The sequence below is a fragment of the Desulfuromonas soudanensis genome (assembly GCF_001278055.1).
GTDB classification, from domain to species: domain Bacteria; phylum Desulfobacterota; class Desulfuromonadia; order Desulfuromonadales; family WTL; genus Deferrimonas; species Deferrimonas soudanensis.
The window spans coordinates 2,812,451-2,828,951 of record NZ_CP010802.1; the positions used below are offsets into that span (position 1 = coordinate 2,812,451).

13 protein-coding genes are annotated in these 16,501 nt (G+C 63.2%); 6 read left to right on the top strand and 7 right to left on the bottom strand.

Annotated elements, in window-relative coordinates; genetic code table 11:
- Positions 1-139: 139 nt before the first annotated feature.
- From DSOUD_RS12675 to DSOUD_RS12695, 5 genes are all read left to right on the top strand, one after another.
- Complete coding sequence (locus tag DSOUD_RS12675; protein ID WP_053551357.1) at positions 140-1,096, top strand: substrate-binding domain-containing protein; 957 nt, start codon at positions 140-142, stop codon at positions 1,094-1,096.
- The gene (locus DSOUD_RS12680; RefSeq protein WP_053551358.1) at positions 1,096-2,946 is read left to right on the top strand and encodes a sensor histidine kinase; all 1,851 of its coding nucleotides are present in this window, start codon (positions 1,096-1,098) and stop codon (positions 2,944-2,946) included. Before DSOUD_RS12675 ends, DSOUD_RS12680 begins: the two co-directional genes overlap by 1 nt.
- A 177-nt stretch (positions 2,947-3,123) precedes the next feature.
- A complete protein-coding gene (locus tag DSOUD_RS12685) occupies positions 3,124-4,098 on the top strand; it encodes an HlyD family secretion protein (protein WP_053551359.1) in 975 nt (324 codons plus the stop codon).
- Positions 4,095-5,018, top strand: a complete 924-nt coding sequence (locus DSOUD_RS12690; RefSeq protein WP_053551360.1) for an ABC transporter ATP-binding protein — start codon at positions 4,095-4,097, stop codon at positions 5,016-5,018. The genes DSOUD_RS12685 and DSOUD_RS12690 overlap by 4 nt, the downstream gene beginning before the upstream one ends.
- Position 5,019: 1 nt before the next feature.
- Positions 5,020-6,162: an ABC transporter permease gene (locus DSOUD_RS12695; protein ID WP_053551361.1), complete on the top strand. Its 1,143-nt coding sequence runs from the start codon at positions 5,020-5,022 to the stop codon at positions 6,160-6,162.
- Positions 6,163-6,235: 73 nt separating this feature from the next.
- On the opposite strand, the gene DSOUD_RS12700 is transcribed toward DSOUD_RS12695, so the two are convergent.
- The 5 genes from DSOUD_RS12700 to DSOUD_RS12720 all read right to left on the bottom strand — a co-directional run bounded on the left by DSOUD_RS12700 (position 6,236) and on the right by DSOUD_RS12720 (position 13,393).
- Positions 6,236-9,340 carry an efflux RND transporter permease subunit gene (locus DSOUD_RS12700; RefSeq protein WP_053551362.1) on the bottom strand — a complete coding sequence of 1,035 codons (3,105 nt, stop codon included), beginning with the start codon at positions 9,338-9,340 and terminating at the stop codon, positions 6,236-6,238.
- 64 nt (positions 9,341-9,404) lie between these two features.
- Complete coding sequence (locus DSOUD_RS12705; RefSeq protein WP_053551363.1) at positions 9,405-10,535, bottom strand: efflux RND transporter periplasmic adaptor subunit; 1,131 nt, start codon at positions 10,533-10,535, stop codon at positions 9,405-9,407.
- Between the two features lie 116 nt (positions 10,536-10,651).
- Entirely contained in the window at positions 10,652-11,695 is a 1,044-nt protein-coding gene (locus DSOUD_RS12710) for a hypothetical protein (RefSeq protein ID WP_157671868.1), read from the bottom strand.
- A 330-nt stretch (positions 11,696-12,025) separates the two neighbouring features.
- The gene (locus DSOUD_RS12715) at positions 12,026-12,526 is read right to left on the bottom strand and encodes a zinc ribbon-containing protein (protein ID WP_053551365.1); all 501 of its coding nucleotides are present in this window, start codon (positions 12,524-12,526) and stop codon (positions 12,026-12,028) included.
- 399 nt (positions 12,527-12,925) lie between these two features.
- A complete protein-coding gene (locus DSOUD_RS12720) occupies positions 12,926-13,393 on the bottom strand; it encodes a YbhB/YbcL family Raf kinase inhibitor-like protein (protein WP_053551366.1) in 468 nt (155 codons plus the stop codon).
- A gap of 48 nt (positions 13,394-13,441) precedes the next feature.
- On the opposite strand from DSOUD_RS12720, the gene DSOUD_RS12725 reads away from it, so the two are divergent.
- Positions 13,442-14,407 carry a L,D-transpeptidase gene (locus DSOUD_RS12725; RefSeq protein WP_053551367.1) on the top strand — a complete coding sequence of 322 codons (966 nt, stop codon included), beginning with the start codon at positions 13,442-13,444 and terminating at the stop codon, positions 14,405-14,407.
- Between the two features lie 79 nt (positions 14,408-14,486).
- Here the strand turns inward: DSOUD_RS12725 and DSOUD_RS12730 are convergent, their stop codons facing one another.
- The gene (locus DSOUD_RS12730) at positions 14,487-14,813 is read right to left on the bottom strand and encodes a hypothetical protein (protein ID WP_157671869.1); all 327 of its coding nucleotides are present in this window, start codon (positions 14,811-14,813) and stop codon (positions 14,487-14,489) included.
- 126 nt (positions 14,814-14,939) lie between these two features.
- Positions 14,940-16,319, bottom strand: coding sequence for an MFS transporter (locus DSOUD_RS12735; protein WP_053551369.1), 1,380 nt, complete (start codon positions 16,317-16,319; stop codon positions 14,940-14,942).
- Positions 16,320-16,501: the final 182 nt, after the last annotated feature.

Genomic DNA, 16,501 nt, shown 5'->3' on the forward strand with positions numbered 1-16,501 from the left:
TATACGTCAGTCTCCCTCCCCTGTCAAATCCAAAATCTCTCCGGAGCCCCTTTTTACTCCACGGCCACAGCCATTTCCAAAGTCGTGGGAATGGTTGTTGCATTAATTAAGTCCAACCCCTACAGGACGAGGTGTTCCGATGAAATCCACCGGACTCGGATTGATAACCAGCCGTCTGGCGGTTTTGGTTCTCTTTTTGACGGTGCTCGCCGGTTGCGAGGAAAAGCCGGCCTTCGTCAGCCTCAAGGAGCAGCACCCCTTGCCGGAACAGGCCGTTCTGCCGGACGATCCGGTTCTCAACATCTGCGTCGGTTCGATGATCACCCCCCAGGAGGGGTACCACTACTACCGTCAACTTCTTGACCATATCGCCGACCGGATGGGGGTCCGGGTCCGGGCCATCGACCCGGGGAGCTACACGGAAGTCAACCGGATGCTGGCGGAGGGGGAGGTCGATGCCGCCTTCGTCTGCGGCGGGCCCTATGTGGAGGGACACAAGAGCTTCGGCCTCGAACTGATTGCGGCGCCGCTCATCAACGGCGAGGCAAGCTATTATTCCAACCTGATCGTGCCGGCGGACAGTCCGGCCCGCACCCTCGAAGACCTGCGCGGCAAGACCTTCGCCTTCACCGACCCCCTGTCCAACAGCGGCATGCTGGTGCCGGCTTCGGAGTTGGACAAGCTCGGCGAGTCCCCCGAAACATTTTTTTCCTCCTTTCTCTATACCTATGCCCACGACCGCTCCATCCAGGCCGTTGCCGATCAGATGGTCGACGGCGCGGCTGTGGACAGTCTGATCTGGGATTTTCTCCTCGCCAGCCACCCCGAATTAGCCAAAAAAGTCCGGGTGATCGTCCGCTTCGGCCCCTATGGAACGCCTCCGGTCGTCACCCGCCCCGATCTCGATCCGGCCACCAAGGCCCGCCTCCAGGAGGTTCTGCTCAATACCCACCTCCATCGGCAGGGGAAGGCAATTCTCCAGGGGATGCACATCGAGCGGTTCGTGGCCATCGAGGACTTCCGCTACGATTCCATCCGCGAGCTGCACCAACGCTTCCACCGCAAGGCGCCCTCTCTCAGGGAGAACCGGCCGTGATGCGATCCACTCTCCGCCGCAAAATCCTTCTGGTTCTGGTCACCCTCATGGTGATCTTCGGGGCCACCGTGGCGATCTCCATTCAGCTCTCCGTCGCCTTTAGTCTCCGCCGGGAGCTGGAAAAACGCGGCATATCCATCGCAAAACATCTCGCCCAGCAGAGCATCAACAGCGTTCTCGCCCGCGACCGGCTGGCGCTGCGGATTGCGGCGGCCAACCAGAAGAAGATTGAAGAGGATATCGTCTACATCTATTTCGAAGGGATCAGCCCCGGGGAGATTCTCGGTCATTCCTTTGGCGACACCTTCCCTTCCGCTCTCATGGAAACCCGCCGTCTCCCCCCGGGACAAACCCATGGCATCCGCCGAATCCTCACCGAATTCGGTACGGTCTACGACATAGCCGCCCCCATCGCCCATGGCGGGCTCGGTGAAGTTCACCTCGGCCTCTCGGCCTCCTCCGTCGAAAACAGCGCCAGCGAGATTGCCAGGGAGATCCTGGTGATCACCCTGCTGGTCACCGGAGCCGGCATACTCCTGGCCATACCCCTTTCGGCCGCCATCGCCGGCCCCATCCGGCGCCTGACCGATATCGCCGAAGCGGTGGCCGAGGGCGATCTCGATCAGCAGATTCCCCCCGGCGGACGGGACGAAATCGGGCAGCTGAGCCGGTCCTTCAGCCACATGCTTCAGGAGTTGCGCAAGAGCCGGGAAAACCTCCTGGCCGGCTACCGGGACCTGGCGGCGGAGGTGCAGAGGCGCCAGCTGGCCGAAAATCAACTGGCGACCCAGCTGAATTTTCTCAGCACCCTGATGGACGAACTCCCCAGCCCGGTCTTTTTCAAGGACACCGCCGGACGATTTCTCGGCTGCAACCGCGCCTTTGAAGACTTTCTCGGCCGCAGCAGGGATGAGATCATCGGGAGAACGACCTTCGACCTGGTACCGGAGGAGGAAGCCCGGATACATGCAAAGCAGGACAGCGGAGTCTTCGCCTCGCAGAAGGGGTGCAGCTACGAGGAGCAGTTCACCAGCACAGACGGCGCCGTGCGCAAGGTCTTGTTCCACAAAGCGACCTTCAACGACGAACGGGGAGAGCTGGCCGGACTGGTGGGGATCCTCGTCGACATAACCGCCGAGCGGGAAATTGCCGCCCTGCGCCGGGAATTCGTCTCCACCGCCGCCCATGAGTTTCAAACGCCCCTGGCCGCCATCCTCGGCTTCAGCGAACTCCTGAGCGACTCGGCAAACCTGACGGAAGAACTCCGTTGCGAATACCTCGCCATTGTTCAGGAAAGGGCCGAATTCCTCTCGCGACAGGTGGACAAGCTCCTCAATGTCAGCCGGCTGGAAAACGGCGGGACCCTCCCCCTGACCCTCGGGCCCTGCCCCATGGATCAGCTCATTCTTCAATCCCTGCGCAGCCATCAGCAAACGGTACGGACTCATCGTTTCGAATGGTCCCTCCCCTCCCCCTGCCCCCCGGTGACAGGCGACAGGGATCGCATCACCCAGGTCCTCGACAACCTGTTGGGCAACGCCGTCAAATATACACCGAAGGGGGGGACGATCCGCGTCGCCGCCGCCTTCACAGCACAGGCCCTGGAGGTCTGCATCGCCGATGAAGGGCCCGGACTGGCCCCGGAACATCTGGAACGCATTTTTGAAAAATTCTATCGCGTGACAAATCATGACGCGGCGCCATCGGGGACAGGACTCGGACTCTACCTCTGCCGCGCCATCATCGAAGCCCACGGCGGCACGATCGTCGCCGAAAGCACCCTCAACCAGGGAACCCGTCTCTCCTTCTCCCTGCCGCTGATCCCTTCCCTGCAAAACCCCTCTCCTTAAAGCATGGTCCGTTCAGGTTCCCGGCCAACAGGGGACGGAAGGGGAGATCGGCAGGCCAACCGATCTCCTGGATTCCGGCGCCCTTGCGGGGATTGCAACTCCCGGGAAAAGTGCGAGACTGTATAAGAGCTTGAAAGAACTCACTGCCGGCAGCCCGCAAAGCGAACGGATTCCGCCATGTCCCCTCGTTCCCTCATTCTCTTCCCGGCTCCGGTCGCCCTGGCAGCCCTCCTCCTCTGCGCCTGCGGCGAGCCAGAGCCGATCACCTACCAGGGGTATGCCGAAGGGGAATACCTCTACGTCTCCTCCCCCCTCGGCGGGGAGCTCGAGACCCTTGGCGTTTCCCGCGGCGAAACGGTGGTTCCCGGGGCCCCCCTCTTCACCCTGGAGAGGGGGCAGGAATCGGCGGCGATGGAGGAGGCGGCCCTGAACCTGCGTCAGGCGGAAAATCGCCTGGCCGATCTCGCCAAGGGCGACCGCCCCAGCGAGCTGGCCGCCCTCGAGGCCCGCCTCGACAGGGCCCGCACCGCTTCCCAGCTGGCCCGCAAGGAATGGGAAAGGAGGCGACGCCTCTTCGCCGAAAAGACGATCTCCGCCGAGGACCTCGATCAGGCCGTAGCGGCCAGGGAGCAGAGCGCCGCGGCGGTGGACGAACTGAGGGCCGAGCTGACAACAGCCCGTCTCGGCGGCCGCAGCGACGTCCTTGATGCCGCCCGGGCGGAGGTCGGCGCGGCGCGGCAGCGCCTGGCCCAGGCCCGCTGGCGCTTCGAGCAGAAACGCCAGGACGCTCCCCAGGGGGGAGCCGTCTTCGATACCCTCTACGTCGCCGGTGAGTTCGTCCCGGCGGGGTATCCGGTGGTCAGTCTTCTGCCGCCGCAAAACATCCTGCTGCGCTTCTTCGTCCCCGAAAACGTCGTCGGCACCCTCAGTCTCGGCCAGAGCCTGTCAGTCTCCTTCGACGGCGCCGAAGGAAGTTATCCCGCCCGCATCAACTACATCTCCCCCCAGGCCGAATACACCCCCCCGGTGATCTACAGCCGGCAATCCCGCGCCAAGCTCGTCTATCTGATCGAGGCCCGTCCCGACCCCGAAGACGCCGCAGACTTTCACCCCGGACAACCCCTCGATGTCCGCCTGGAGGCCGCTCCATGAGCGAGTCGCCCCCGGTCATCGACGTTTACGACCTGAGCAAATCCTTCTCCGGCAAGGTGGTGGTCAACCGTCTCTCCCTGCGGGTCGAAGGCGGCGAGATCTTCGGGTTTCTCGGCCCCAACGGCAGCGGCAAGACGACTTTCATCCGCATGCTCTGCGGCCTGCTGCGCCCCGACGGCGGACGCGGCGTCTGCCTCGGTCACGATCTCCTGAAGGATGCGGAGGCGATCAGGCCGCAGATCGGCTACATGGCGCAGCACTTCAGCCTCTACGAGGACCTGAGCGTCGGCGAGAACCTCGACTTCATGGCGCGGATCTACGGCGTGGAGGACCGGCGCCGGGCCATCGCCGAAATCGTCGAGCGCATGAAGCTCGGCCCCTTTGCCGGCCAGCTTGCCGGAACCCTCTCCGGCGGCTGGCAGCAGCGCCTGGCCCTCGCCTGCTGCCTGCTGCACAAGCCCCGGCTCCTCCTCCTCGACGAACCGACCGCCGGGGTCGACCCCAAGGCGCGCCGCGACTTCTGGGACGACATCTACGCCCTCTCCGCCGAAGGAATCACCACGTTGATCAGTACCCACTATATGGACGAGGCCGAACGCTGTCATCGCCTCGCCTACCTCGCCTACGGCGACCTCCTCGCCTCGGGGAGCGCCGTTGAGCTCGTAGCCGCAGCGGGACTGACCACCTGGGAGGTCGCCGGCAAAGACCTGCACCCCCTCGGCCAGAGACTCAGGCTCCTCCCCGGGGTCGACCAGGTGGTCCCCTTCGGCAACACCCTCCACGTCAGCGGCCGCAACCGCCGGGCCCTCGAGGCGAGTCTGCGCTCTGCCAGGGACGACGAAAACTATTCCTGGACAGAGACGGAGACGGGGCTCGAGGAGGTCTTCATCAGCCTGATGCAGCACCGGGAAGGAGACTGAGATGGCCTTGCGGCGGGGCTTTTCCCTGCGCCGTTTTGCGGCGATGGTCGGCAAGGAGTTCGTGCAGATGCGGCGCGACAGGGTGACTTTCGCCATGATGCTGGGAATCCCGATCCTGCAGATGATCCTCTTCGGTTACGCCATCAACTCGGACCCGCGACACCTCCCCACCGCGTTGCGCTGTGCCGACCAGGGGATCTTCTCCCGGACCCTCGTCGCCGCCCTGCAGAACAGCGACTATTTCCGCATCGTCCGCGACACCGGCAGCGAGGCCGAGGCGCAGCGCCTCATCGAACGGGGAGAGGTGCAGTTCGTCCTCAGCATCCCCGAACAGTTCTCCCGAAGGCTTTTGCGCGGCGAGCGCCCGGCGCTCCTGCTGAGCGCCGACGCCACCGACCCCGCCGCCACCAGCGGCGCCCTGGCGGCCTTCCGCCTCCTCGCCGAAGGAGCCCTGGACCGGGACCTCGGCGGCTCCCTGCAGCACCTGCGCCGCGGCGCCCCTCCCCTGGAGGTCATCGTCCACCCGCGCTACAACCCCGAAGGGATCACCCGTTACAACATCGTCCCCGGACTCATGGGGGTGGTTCTGACCATGACCCTGGTGATCATCACCGCCCTGGCCATGACCCGGGAGCGGGAGCGCGGCACCATGGAGAACCTCCTCTCCACCCCGGTGCGCCCCCTGGAGGTGATGCTCGGCAAAATCGTCCCCTACATCATCGTCGGCTATCTGCAGATGACCTTCATCCTCCTGGCCGCAGGCTTTCTCTTCCGCGTACCGCTCCTGGGCAGCCTCACTCTCCTCTTTGCCGTCTCCTTCCTCTTCATCGCCGCCAATCTCGGCGTCGGCCTCACCTTCTCCACCCTGGCCCGCAACCAGCTGCAGGCGGTGCAGATGGCCTTCTTCTTTTTTCTCCCTTCGATCCTCCTCTCCGGCTTCATGTTCCCCTTCCGCGGCATGCCCCTCTGGGCCCAGCGCCTCGGCGAGGCCCTCCCCCTCACCCACTACCTGCGCATCGTCCGCGGCATCCTCCTCAAGGGGAACGGGATCGACGAGATCCTCCCCAACCTCTGGCCGATGGCCCTGTTTCTTGCCCTGGCCCTCGTCATCGGAATAAAGCGCTTCCGCCGCACCCTTGACTGATCCGGGAAGAACAGGAATCGGATACGAAAAAGGCGGCCTTGAGGCCGCCTTTTTTTCCTTCACCGAACAGAATCTAGATGCCTGAACCCTCCGGTTCAGGGGGATCGATGACCCCCTGCTCCCGGCCATGGTCGCGGGCCACCAGCATGTAAATGGAAGGGATGACGAAGAGGGTGAAGAGGGTGCCGACCGCCATGCCGCCGACCAGCACCAGGCCGATGGAGTTCCGGGCCTCGGCGCCGGCGCCGGTGACCAGGGTCAGGGGAAAGTGGCCGGCGATGGTTGCGGCGCTGGTCATGAGGATCGGCCGCAACCGCGTCAAGGCCGCTTCGTGGACGGCCTCCCGTTTGCCGTGCCCCCCCTCCTGCAGCTTGTTGGCGAACTCGACCACCAGGATGCCGTTCTTGGCGACCAGCCCGACCAGGGTCACCAGCCCGACCTGGGAGTAGATGTTGAGGGTCGTCGTCCACCCTCCCGTCCAGAAGGGGACGTTGGGATCGGGAATCTTGAGAAAGGTGAAGAGAAGGGCGCCGAACATCGCCAGGGGGACCGATCCGGCGAGAATGACGAAGGGATCGCGGAAGCTGTTGAACTGGGCCGCCAGCACCAGGAAGATCATGATGATCGCCAGGGCGAATGTGGGGAGGAACTGGTTCCCCTCGGTGCGCAGCTGCCGGGATTCGCCGGTGTAGTCGAGGACGTATCCCTGGGGGAGGATTTCGGCGGCCTGATCTTCGAGAAAACTCAGCGCCTCATCGAGGGGGCGCACCGCCACCCCGCTGATCTTGACGGCGTTGAGCTGCTGAAAGCGGTTGAGGGAGCGGGGGACGACACCGTCGCGCAAGGTGGCGACGGTGGAGAGAGGAATCAGCCCCCCTCCGGGGCCGGTGACATGGATATCAAGGAGCTGCTCGGGGTTGAGGCGATCGACCCGCCTGATCTGCGGGATCACCTTGTAGCTGCGCCCGGAGATGTCAAAGCGGTTGACGAAATTGCCGCCGACCAGGGTGGAGATGTCGGCGTTGACGTCCTCGAGGCTGAGGCCGAGATCGGCCACCTTGTTGCGGTCGATGACGAATTCGCTCTGGGGCTGATCGATCTTGACGTCGATCAGGGGAGGAAAGGCGAAGAGGCCGCTCTGCATGGCCTTAAGCTGGATCTGCTGGGCAAATTGCAGAATCTGGTCTTCGCTGGCCGTCGACGCGAGAATGAACTCGACGGGGAACTGTCCCCCTCCCGGCAGCGCCGGAGGAAGGACGGGAAACATCTGGATCCCGGGGATGGCGCCGAGCTTCTGCTGAACTTCCGGAAGGATCTGGAAGATCGTCCGCTCCCGGTCGTCCCAGGGGCGGACGACCAGTCCGCCGAAACCGGAGGAAGGGAAGGTGATCTGGAAAACGAATTTGGCCTCCGGCGTACTGAGGAAGGCCTCGTTGGCCGCTGCGGCGTAGCGGCTCGTCTGGTCGAGGGTCGAGTTGGCCGAGGCGTCGAGAATGCCGAAAATAACCCCCTGATCCTCGGTGGGGGCCAGTTCCTTGGGGGACATGATGAACATGGGGATGGTCAGAAGACTGATGATGATCCAGACCAGGTAGACCGCCGGCCGGGCGTCGAGGGTGGCATCGAGAAGGCGCCCGTAGGCCCCCCGCAGCTTCTTGAAATCCCTGGCGATCTTGCCGGAAAAACCGTGCTCCGCCGCGCCCGGCTTGAGGAGCCTGGAGGACATCATCGGCGACAGAGTCAGGGCGACGACCCCCGAAATGGTCACCGCGCCGGCCAGGGTAAAGGCGAACTCGCGAAAGAGGGACCCGGTCAGCCCCCCCTGCAGACCGATGGGGGTGTACACGGCGGCAAGGGTAATGGTCATGGCGATGATCGGCCCGACCAGCTCCCGGGCGCCGAGAAGGGCGGCATTCAGGGAAGAGAGCCCTTCGCTGATGTGGCGTTCGACGTTTTCCACCACGACAATGGCATCGTCGACCACCAGACCGACGGAGAGGACGATGGCCAAAAGCGTCAGGAGATTGACGGTAAAACCGAAGACCTGCATCAAAAAGACGGCGCCGATCAGCGACAGGGGGATGGCGACCACGGGGATAAGGACCGAGCGGAAGGAGCCGAGAAAGAGAAAGATGATCACCACCACGATGAGCAGGGTGTCGAGGAGGGTGGTGAGAACCTCGTGAATGGCGTTATTGATGTAGTCGGTTGCGTCGTAGGCGACCCGGGCCTCCATGCCGCTGGGAAGATCCCGCTGGATCAGTTCCATCTCGGCGCTGACCCGCTTGATGACGTCGATGGAGTTGGCGTTGGGGAGGGGCCAGATCCCCATGAAAACCGCCGTCTTCCCGGAAAAGCGCACCTCGGCGTCGTAATCCTCGGCCCCCAGCACCACCTCGCCGATATCCTCGATGCGCACCAGGGCGCCGTTTCCCTCGCGAACCACGAGGCGCTTGAACTCCGGCACCGAATTGAGGTTGGTGTTCGCCGTGAGGTTGACCTGGATCATCGACCCCTTGCTGCGTCCGACGGCAGCCAGAACGTTGTTGGCGGCCAGCGCCTGACGGACCTGCACCGGGCTGATGTTGTAGGCGGCCATCTTCTGCGGATCGAGCCAGATGCGCATGGCAAAGGTGCGGGCGCCGAGTATGTCGGCGCGCTGCACCCCCTCGAGAGCCGAAAGGTGGGGCTGCACGACCCGCACCAGATAATCGGTGATCTGGTTCTGTTTGAGAATGTCGGAGGTGAAACTGAGATAGGCCGAAGCGAAGCGGCTGTCCGCCGTTTCGATGTTGATGACCGGAACCTCGGCCTCCGGAGGGAGGTCGCGGCGGACCTGATCGACCTTGGAGCTGATCTCCGCCAACGCCTTGGTGGCGTCGTAATTGAGCTTGAGACGGGCGGTAATGGTCGAGAGTCCCAGGGTGCTTTGGGACTCGATGTAGTCGATGCCGTCGGCGGCGGCGATCGCCCTCTCGAGAGGAGTGGTAATGAAGCCGCGCACCAGCTCGGCGCTGGCGCCGACGTAAACCGTGGTCACGGTCACCGAAGCATTCTCGCTGCGGGGGTACTGACGGACGTTGACGGTACGGATCGCCTGCAGTCCGGCAATGATGATGACCAAGCTGATCACCAGCGAGAGGACGGGACGACGGATGAAGAGGTCGGTGAATTTCATATCGAGCCAAAAACCCTGGTCGAGTTTGTATCTGGTCCGGCCATGGAGAGGCGCGCGGCGCGGATCACTTGTTTTCCGGTCGGGGGGCCAGTTTGAAATCGGGATTCAGTGTGTTGTCGATCGTTACCGCCTGGCCGTTGCGCAGTTTGAAGACCCCGGTGCTGACTACGGTCTCTCCCTCCTTAAGGCCTTCTTTGACGGCGACGAAATCGCCGCGCTTCTCGCCGAGGGTGACGAACTGCTGGCGCAGCACCTTGACGCTCTCTCCGCTTTTTTCATCGGTCTTCTCCTCGATCACGAAGACCGAATCGCTGTAGGGCGCATAGAGGACCGCCGTCGCCGGGATGGTGAGCAGGGGGAGACGGTCCGGGAGGAGAACGGCCACATCGACATACATTCCCGGACGAAGGACCTCGTCCGGATTCTCCAGAGTCCCCTGAATGCGCAGGTTGCGTGTGGCGGCATCGAGCTGCGGGTTGGTGGCGGTGATCTCCCCTTCGGCAAACCCCTGCGGCAGCGTCGAAGAGGTCACCCTGATCGTCTGGCCGATGCGGATCTCGGCGAGATTCTGCTGCGGCAGGTAGAAGTTGACGAAGATGGGATCGACGTCCTGCAAGGAAACGATCGGGTCCCCTTCCTTGAGGACCTGGCCGACATCGACCTGGCGGATGCCGAGTCGCCCGGAAAATGGGGCGCGAATCGATTTTTTGGCGATGACCGCCCGCAGGTTGTCGGCGGCGGCGGCCGCCTCGCGAAAGTTGGCGAAGGCCGCGTCATATTCGGCCTGCGAAATGAATTTTTCGGCGAGAAGATTTCCGGAGCGTTTGAGATTGCTCCTGGCCAGGGACACCGCGGCTTCGGCACCGGGGAGCTGGGCAGTCTCGGTGGAGACGTCCTGCTGCAACAGCAGATCCCCTTTGCCGACCCTCTTTCCGGAGACGAAGGGAATCTCCACAACTTTCCCCGGACTCTCCGCCGCCACCATCACCCCCTGCACCGCCTCGAGGGAGCCGACAGCAAAAAGGAGCGCCTCCCAGCTATCCGCGGCGACGACGGCGCTGGTCACCGTCACCGGCGGCGGGGCGAAATTCGCTCCGGCATCGATCATCTTCCTGATCTGCAAGGCTTTGATGCCGCCGATGAGCGCGGCAAGGAGAAGGACGCCGACAAGGGTCAGAATGATTTTTCTGGTCATTGGCCTGCCTGGCTGAAGAGTGAGGAGGACACCAATGGTGCTCTGCCATGAAGAATAGCACAGTTAAACATTTGCAAAAGGGATGTCAAGGAGGGATGGCGAGGAAATGACTGGGTCTACAAGTAACGGCCGCCAATGAGAATTTCCAGGGTCAGGCTGAAGGAGGCGTCGGGTTTGAAGTCATCTTCCCGGTCGAAGAGGACCTGCGGCTGAAGCTCAAGAAACATCCACCCCTGGTGGATGTTTTTCCGGTAGCGTACGTTGAGGAAGTAAAAGGTGTCCTGAAACTTCGGATCGACTTCCGCCGTCACCCCGAACTGGTAGGCCATCTGCACCCGGCTCCCGATGGGGTGGGCATAGAGCAAGGATTGGGTGAGCTGCACGTCCTTCGGCTCGTCGAAAAGCCAGACCCCCTGGGTGCTGGAGCGAAAGAGGCTCCCCCCCCCGGTGGCGCGCTCGAAGTCGAAAAAAGCTCGCCCTTCCCAGCCGCGGTCTTCAAACCACCCCGGGGTCAGGGTGGTGCGACTGAGCCAGGTTTCACTGAGCGGCTGCATCAGCCGGAAACGCAGGCGGAGAAAGGGGCGCGGGTCCATATTGACCCGGATCCCCGGCTGCAGGCGCACGTCCCAGCGTCTGGTCGACTTGACCACATACTGCAGTGAAGTGGTCAATTTCTTCTCGTCCACGGCCTGCGCCGGGGTTGAACCGGCGGCGACGCGTGTCTCGCTGACGGTCTCCTCCTCCTCGCTCTCGATGACCAGGTGGACCCTCTCCTCAAGATTCGGCAGGTCAAGCCGGGCTCGCACCTTGCCGTCAAAACCGATCTCCCCCGACCGTCCGTAAATCACGTTGCCGCGCATCTGCAGGTAGGTGCCGCTCGCCTCCTCGTAGATGCGGGTGCTGCCGAAAAAGGCGTCAATCCTGCGGGAGAGGGCTTCCACCCCCCCGGAAAAGTATTCGTGAAATTCGGAAATGGCCTGACTGGCGGGAAGGTTCGGTTCTTCCTCTTCCTCCGGGGGAAGGGGGTCCGCGGCGACCGAGGCCGTCCCTTCCGAGACCGTCCCTTCCGAGACCGTCCCTTCCGAGGCCGTCGCCCCCCCGAGGAGTGCGCCAAAGAACAGGGCCAGGACCAGAAGGGTGAACAATAATGTGTTTTTCATCGGAGCATTCATCGTCGTAAGTGATCAGGAGAGGACCCTGTTTCCGGCCCCGGGTTTAAATGGGTTCCATCCCTTGCCGATCTTTACCCTACTAGTACCCTGTAACCCATAGGATTTCGAGGGATTGCGTAGGGCTTTGACGTGTCAGCAAGGCGCGATTTCTGTTGCCTAGCCGTCGCTAAACAGCTGAAATCGGAACGTAGCTGACGCGGCAAAGAACAAGCAAGGTGCGAAAGATTATGGGTTACAGGGTACTAGAAAGAGGGCGACGGAGCCCAATGACTCTGCCGCCCTCCTGTGTCGCGTGCGTCCCGGGAAGACTGCTCCCCCTCAATAGGACTTGCGGAAAAGGGTCTTGTGGCATTTGGGGCAGGGGGGGATGCGCACCGTGGTCTTGGGGTGCATCTCGGCCCCGCAGTCCTTGCAGGAGAGGGTCCCGGGGCTGGTCACATCGCCGGTTTTGTATTCGAGATGTTTCTCCGATTTTTCCGCCCACTCGCCGAGGGTCCCGGCGGCGCTGTTAAGTATCCGCGAAAAAGCACTCTGGATTCCGACGGCCACCCGCTGGGGATCGACGGCCTTTTTGAGTGCCTCCCTGGTTTTTCCGGCCTGCACGCCCATGGAGGCAATGTCCCTGCGAACGAAGACGGAGATTTTCTCTGCCTGTTCCCGGGAAAAATCTCCCATGGAAGAGATCTCCTCCCCGGCTTTTTTCAGGGCCTCGTCCAGGGTCTTTTTCCCCTCATCGAGAAGTTCCGCCGTGCGCGTGGCCAGCTTCTCGTAGAGGCCAACCTCCTGCTGCTCCTTGTTATTACCTTCCTGCTCGGTCATAAATTCACTCCCTCTTTCTCCCGGCAATTTTCCAGCGACGATGGTCGGCGGACATTCCCGGCCTGACCATTTACCCATCGGTGCGACAACCTTAGCGAATAAAGAATACCACAGCCACGGCGTTTTTGGTGCACATAAGTATCAGGATTCATAGCCCTTTAAAAAAAAGACAGGGCGACACCGGCGGAATCGACCCTTTTGCCCTACAAGAAAAAGTCCGGACGGCCGGCGGCCTCATCCCTCCTGCCGCACCGATTTTTCTATGGTAAAGTTACCTGTAAAGGGATTCTCGATTCCAGCGCGCCAGGGAAGAGAGGAGGAGTGTTGCCGAGCGTGCGACAGGCAGCCAGCTGGGGGCGGAGTCAGGGAAAGCCGGTTTCTTGCCTGGCGGCAGGGAAATCAATGCTTCCGGTAGTTGCCCACCAGTTCCGCCTGTTCCAGGATGTGTCCAACCATCGCCGCCTCCAGGCGGGGGCGGGTCGGATGATGAAGATCGTCGAGCACCCTGTCCAGGGCGTAGAGACGGTGAATGTAGCGATGACGGCCGATCGGAGGGCAGGGGCCGCCGTAACCCGTTTTCTGCCAGTCGTTTAGCCCCTCGCCGGTCCCGGGGGGGAGCACCTTCACTCCCTCGGAGAGGCTGCAGACGCCGGCGGGGAGATTATAGAGAACCCAGTGCACCCAGGTCCGCGTCGGCGCCCGCGGATCGGGGGCATCGGGGTCATCGACGATCAGGACCAGGCTCCGGGTTTCCGGCGGTACGCCCGACCATTCGAGGGGCGGGGAGAGATCCTCCCCCTGGCAGGTGTAGCGCGCCGGAATGTCGGCGCCGGACTCAAAGGCCTCAGAGCGAAGTATCAGGGTCATGGGCTCTTCCTTTCCGCAAATTTTTCCCCAGGGCTTCAGGAGCGATCGATGGTGATGCGAGCCCCGACAATCTGGACGACTCTCGCCCTTCTCGTCGCCCTTCTCGGCCACTCCGCCGCCGCCCGGGCGGCGCCGCTGACGGCGGAGGTGACATCGGCCCAGCGGGCTCCGCTGGTTGGAAAAACGATTGCCACCAGGGTCGAAGGGGACGAAACCCTCACGGAGGTGGCACGCCGGTCGGGACTCGGTTACCTGGCCGTCACCCGGGCCAACCCCGGCGTTGACCCCTGGAGACCCGGTTCCGGCCGAAAAATCGTTCTCCCTGGGGCAACGATTCTCCCCTACCCTCTCCTGCCGGGGATCACCATCAATCTCGCCGAGTTCCGCCTCTATTTCGTTTCCCTGGACCAGGAGCGGATCCGGGTGCGGATTTACCCCGTCGCCATCGGCTCCGAGGAGCATCAAACGCCGGAGGGGAACTTCTCGGTCGTGAACAAGATTGTCGCCCCGAACTGGACCGTCCCCGCCGACATCCGCCGCGACCGGCCGGGGCTACCCCGCGTGGTGCCGACCGGTCCCGACAACCCCCTGGGGGACTTCTGGATCGGCCTGTCGCGGGACGGCTACGGCATACACGGCACCAACGAACCGTACGGCGTCGGTCGCCGCACAACCCACGGCTGCATCCGTCTCTACCCCGAAGACATCCGCGATCTTTTCCCCCTGGTGAAAAGGGGGACCCCGGTGCGCATCCTCTACCAGCCCATCAAGCTCGGTCTGCAGCAGGGACAGCTGCTGGCGGAGGTCCATGACGATTTCCTCGGCCGGCTCGGCGGCTCCCTCACCGAATTCCTCCTTCAGCAGCGGCTATTGAACTGGCAGGGACGCCTCGATATGGACCGGGCCCAGGCCCTTTGCGATGACCCCCGCGGCATCCCGGTCATCCTCTCCCCCTTTCCGTCGACGCCTCCCCGGAGGGAGGATCCCAAATGGACGGCGCGCCGCTACGACTGAACAGGTCCCCTCTTTTCACCGAAAAGAAGGGGCTCCGCCGGAAGGTGGAGCCCCTTGTGCCTCCGCCACCGGAGGCGGTTTATTTTCTCAGGCCCATCTCGAAGGCTTTTTGCGCCTTCAGGGCGCTCTCTTCGGCCGCGGCCGCCTCCTGGGCCGCGCGGCTGGCCGCTGCCTCGGCGCGGGCTGCCGCATTCTCCGCCTTAGCCGCCGCCGCCTCGGCGCGATTGGCGGAGCTGTCCGCGGCAAGGGCCGAATTCTGGGCCTTTTCGGCTGAAACGGCGGCGCCGGCAGCCGAGTCGATCGCCTGGTTCATGAGATCCCGGTCCGCCGGAGTCAGCTGAGTGGTACACCCGGCGAGAAAAAACAACAAAATCCCCGTACATGCCAACCCTCTCAAAATTTTCATTCCTGTTCCCCCTCTTCTGTTTGAGTGTGACTTGCCTATAAATGAAACCACCGAACGCCCCCCTGTCAACCCGGAAGCATGAAATTAGCAGAATAGGCCCCGGGGTCCCATCCCCCTCCTCCCCTCTCAACCGACCCGCCGCTGCAGGCGGCCGAAGGAACAGCCGATCCCCAGGACGCAGAGTCCGCTGAAAATCAGCAGCGCCAGATGCATGCTGCGCAGAAAGGCCGGCTCTGTGGCGGCGGTCACCGCCTGTCCCCCCATGAAGATGGAGAAGATCACGGTAATGATGGTCATGCTGGTCATCATCCCCAGGGTGCGCATGCTCGCCGCTAAGCCGGAAGCGACGCCGAGGTGGCGGGGCTCAACGCTCCCCATGATGACGCTGGTATTAGGGGAGGAGAAGAGGGCAAAACCGACGCCGAGGAGAACGAGCATGGCCATGATCACGGCCAGGGGAGTCCCCCGGTCGACGGTGGCGGCGAGGCCGAGACCGAGGGCGCAGAGGGTCATGCCAGCGGTGGCGACCCAGGCCGCCGGGTAGCGGTCGGAGAGGCGTCCGCAGAGGGGGGAGAGGAGAGCCTGGGCCAACGGCTGGATGATCAGGATCGTCCCGGCCTGACGCGGGCTCATCGACTGCACGTACTGCAGGTAAAGACTGAAAAAGAAGGTGACGCCGAAGGTGGCGGCGTAGTTGAAGAGGGCGGCAAGGTTGCTGTAGGCGAAGATGCGGTTTTCCCGCAGGAGAGCGATGTTGAGGAGGGGATAGGGGGTGCGGAGCTCGAAGAGGAGAAAAAGGACCACCCCGCAGAGGCCGAGGGCGAGGAGGGCGGCGGCCCAGATTCCGTGATCGAGGTTGGAGGCGCCGACGATAAGCAGCAGGATGGCGCAGGCGTAGAGGATCCCCCCCTGCCAGTCGAAGGGCTCCCCTTTCGACTCCGCCCATTCGCCGTCCAGCTTGCTGCGGATCATCCAGAAAGTCAGGGAACCCAAGGGGACGACGAGATAGAAAATGGAGCGCCAGCCGAAGGCCTCGACCAGCATCCCGCCGAGGAAGGGGCCGCAGGAGATCCCGGCGTAGACGCTGGCCACCGCCACGCCGAGGGCTTTGCCCCGCTCTGCAGGGGGAAAGACGGCGACGACGATGGCCATGGTGGTCGCCATGACCATCGAGCCGCCGAGTCCCTGGAGAAAACGCAGGGCGATGAGGACCTCGATGGACCAGGCCTGGGAGAGGAGTCCGCCGACGACCGTGAAGACCCCCATGCCGTAGAGAAAAATCCGCCGTCGGCCGTGGATGTCGCCGAGGCGCCCCATGGCCAGGAGAAAAATAGAGGAGGAGAGGACGTAGGTGGTTTCGACCAGGCCGAGCTGCATGGCGCTGGCGCCGAACTCGCGGCCGATGGACGGGAGGGCAATACCGACGGCGGACATCATGAACGGCATGATGAAGTGGGCGACGCAGACGACGAAGAGGGTGGCGGAGCGTGAAGTGGCGGCGGGCATGGGGATCCTTGCTGAGGATGAGAAGGGGTATCAACGCAGAGGCGCTACGGGCGAAGAGGCGGAGAGGAAAACCGGGACACTGGCCCTGCCTCTCACGCTGTTTCCCGCGTCTCTCCAACTCAGCGTCTCGCCGTTGAGTCCCTTGATTGGATCCTGAATCGAGATCCCTGAAGAGCCGGAAT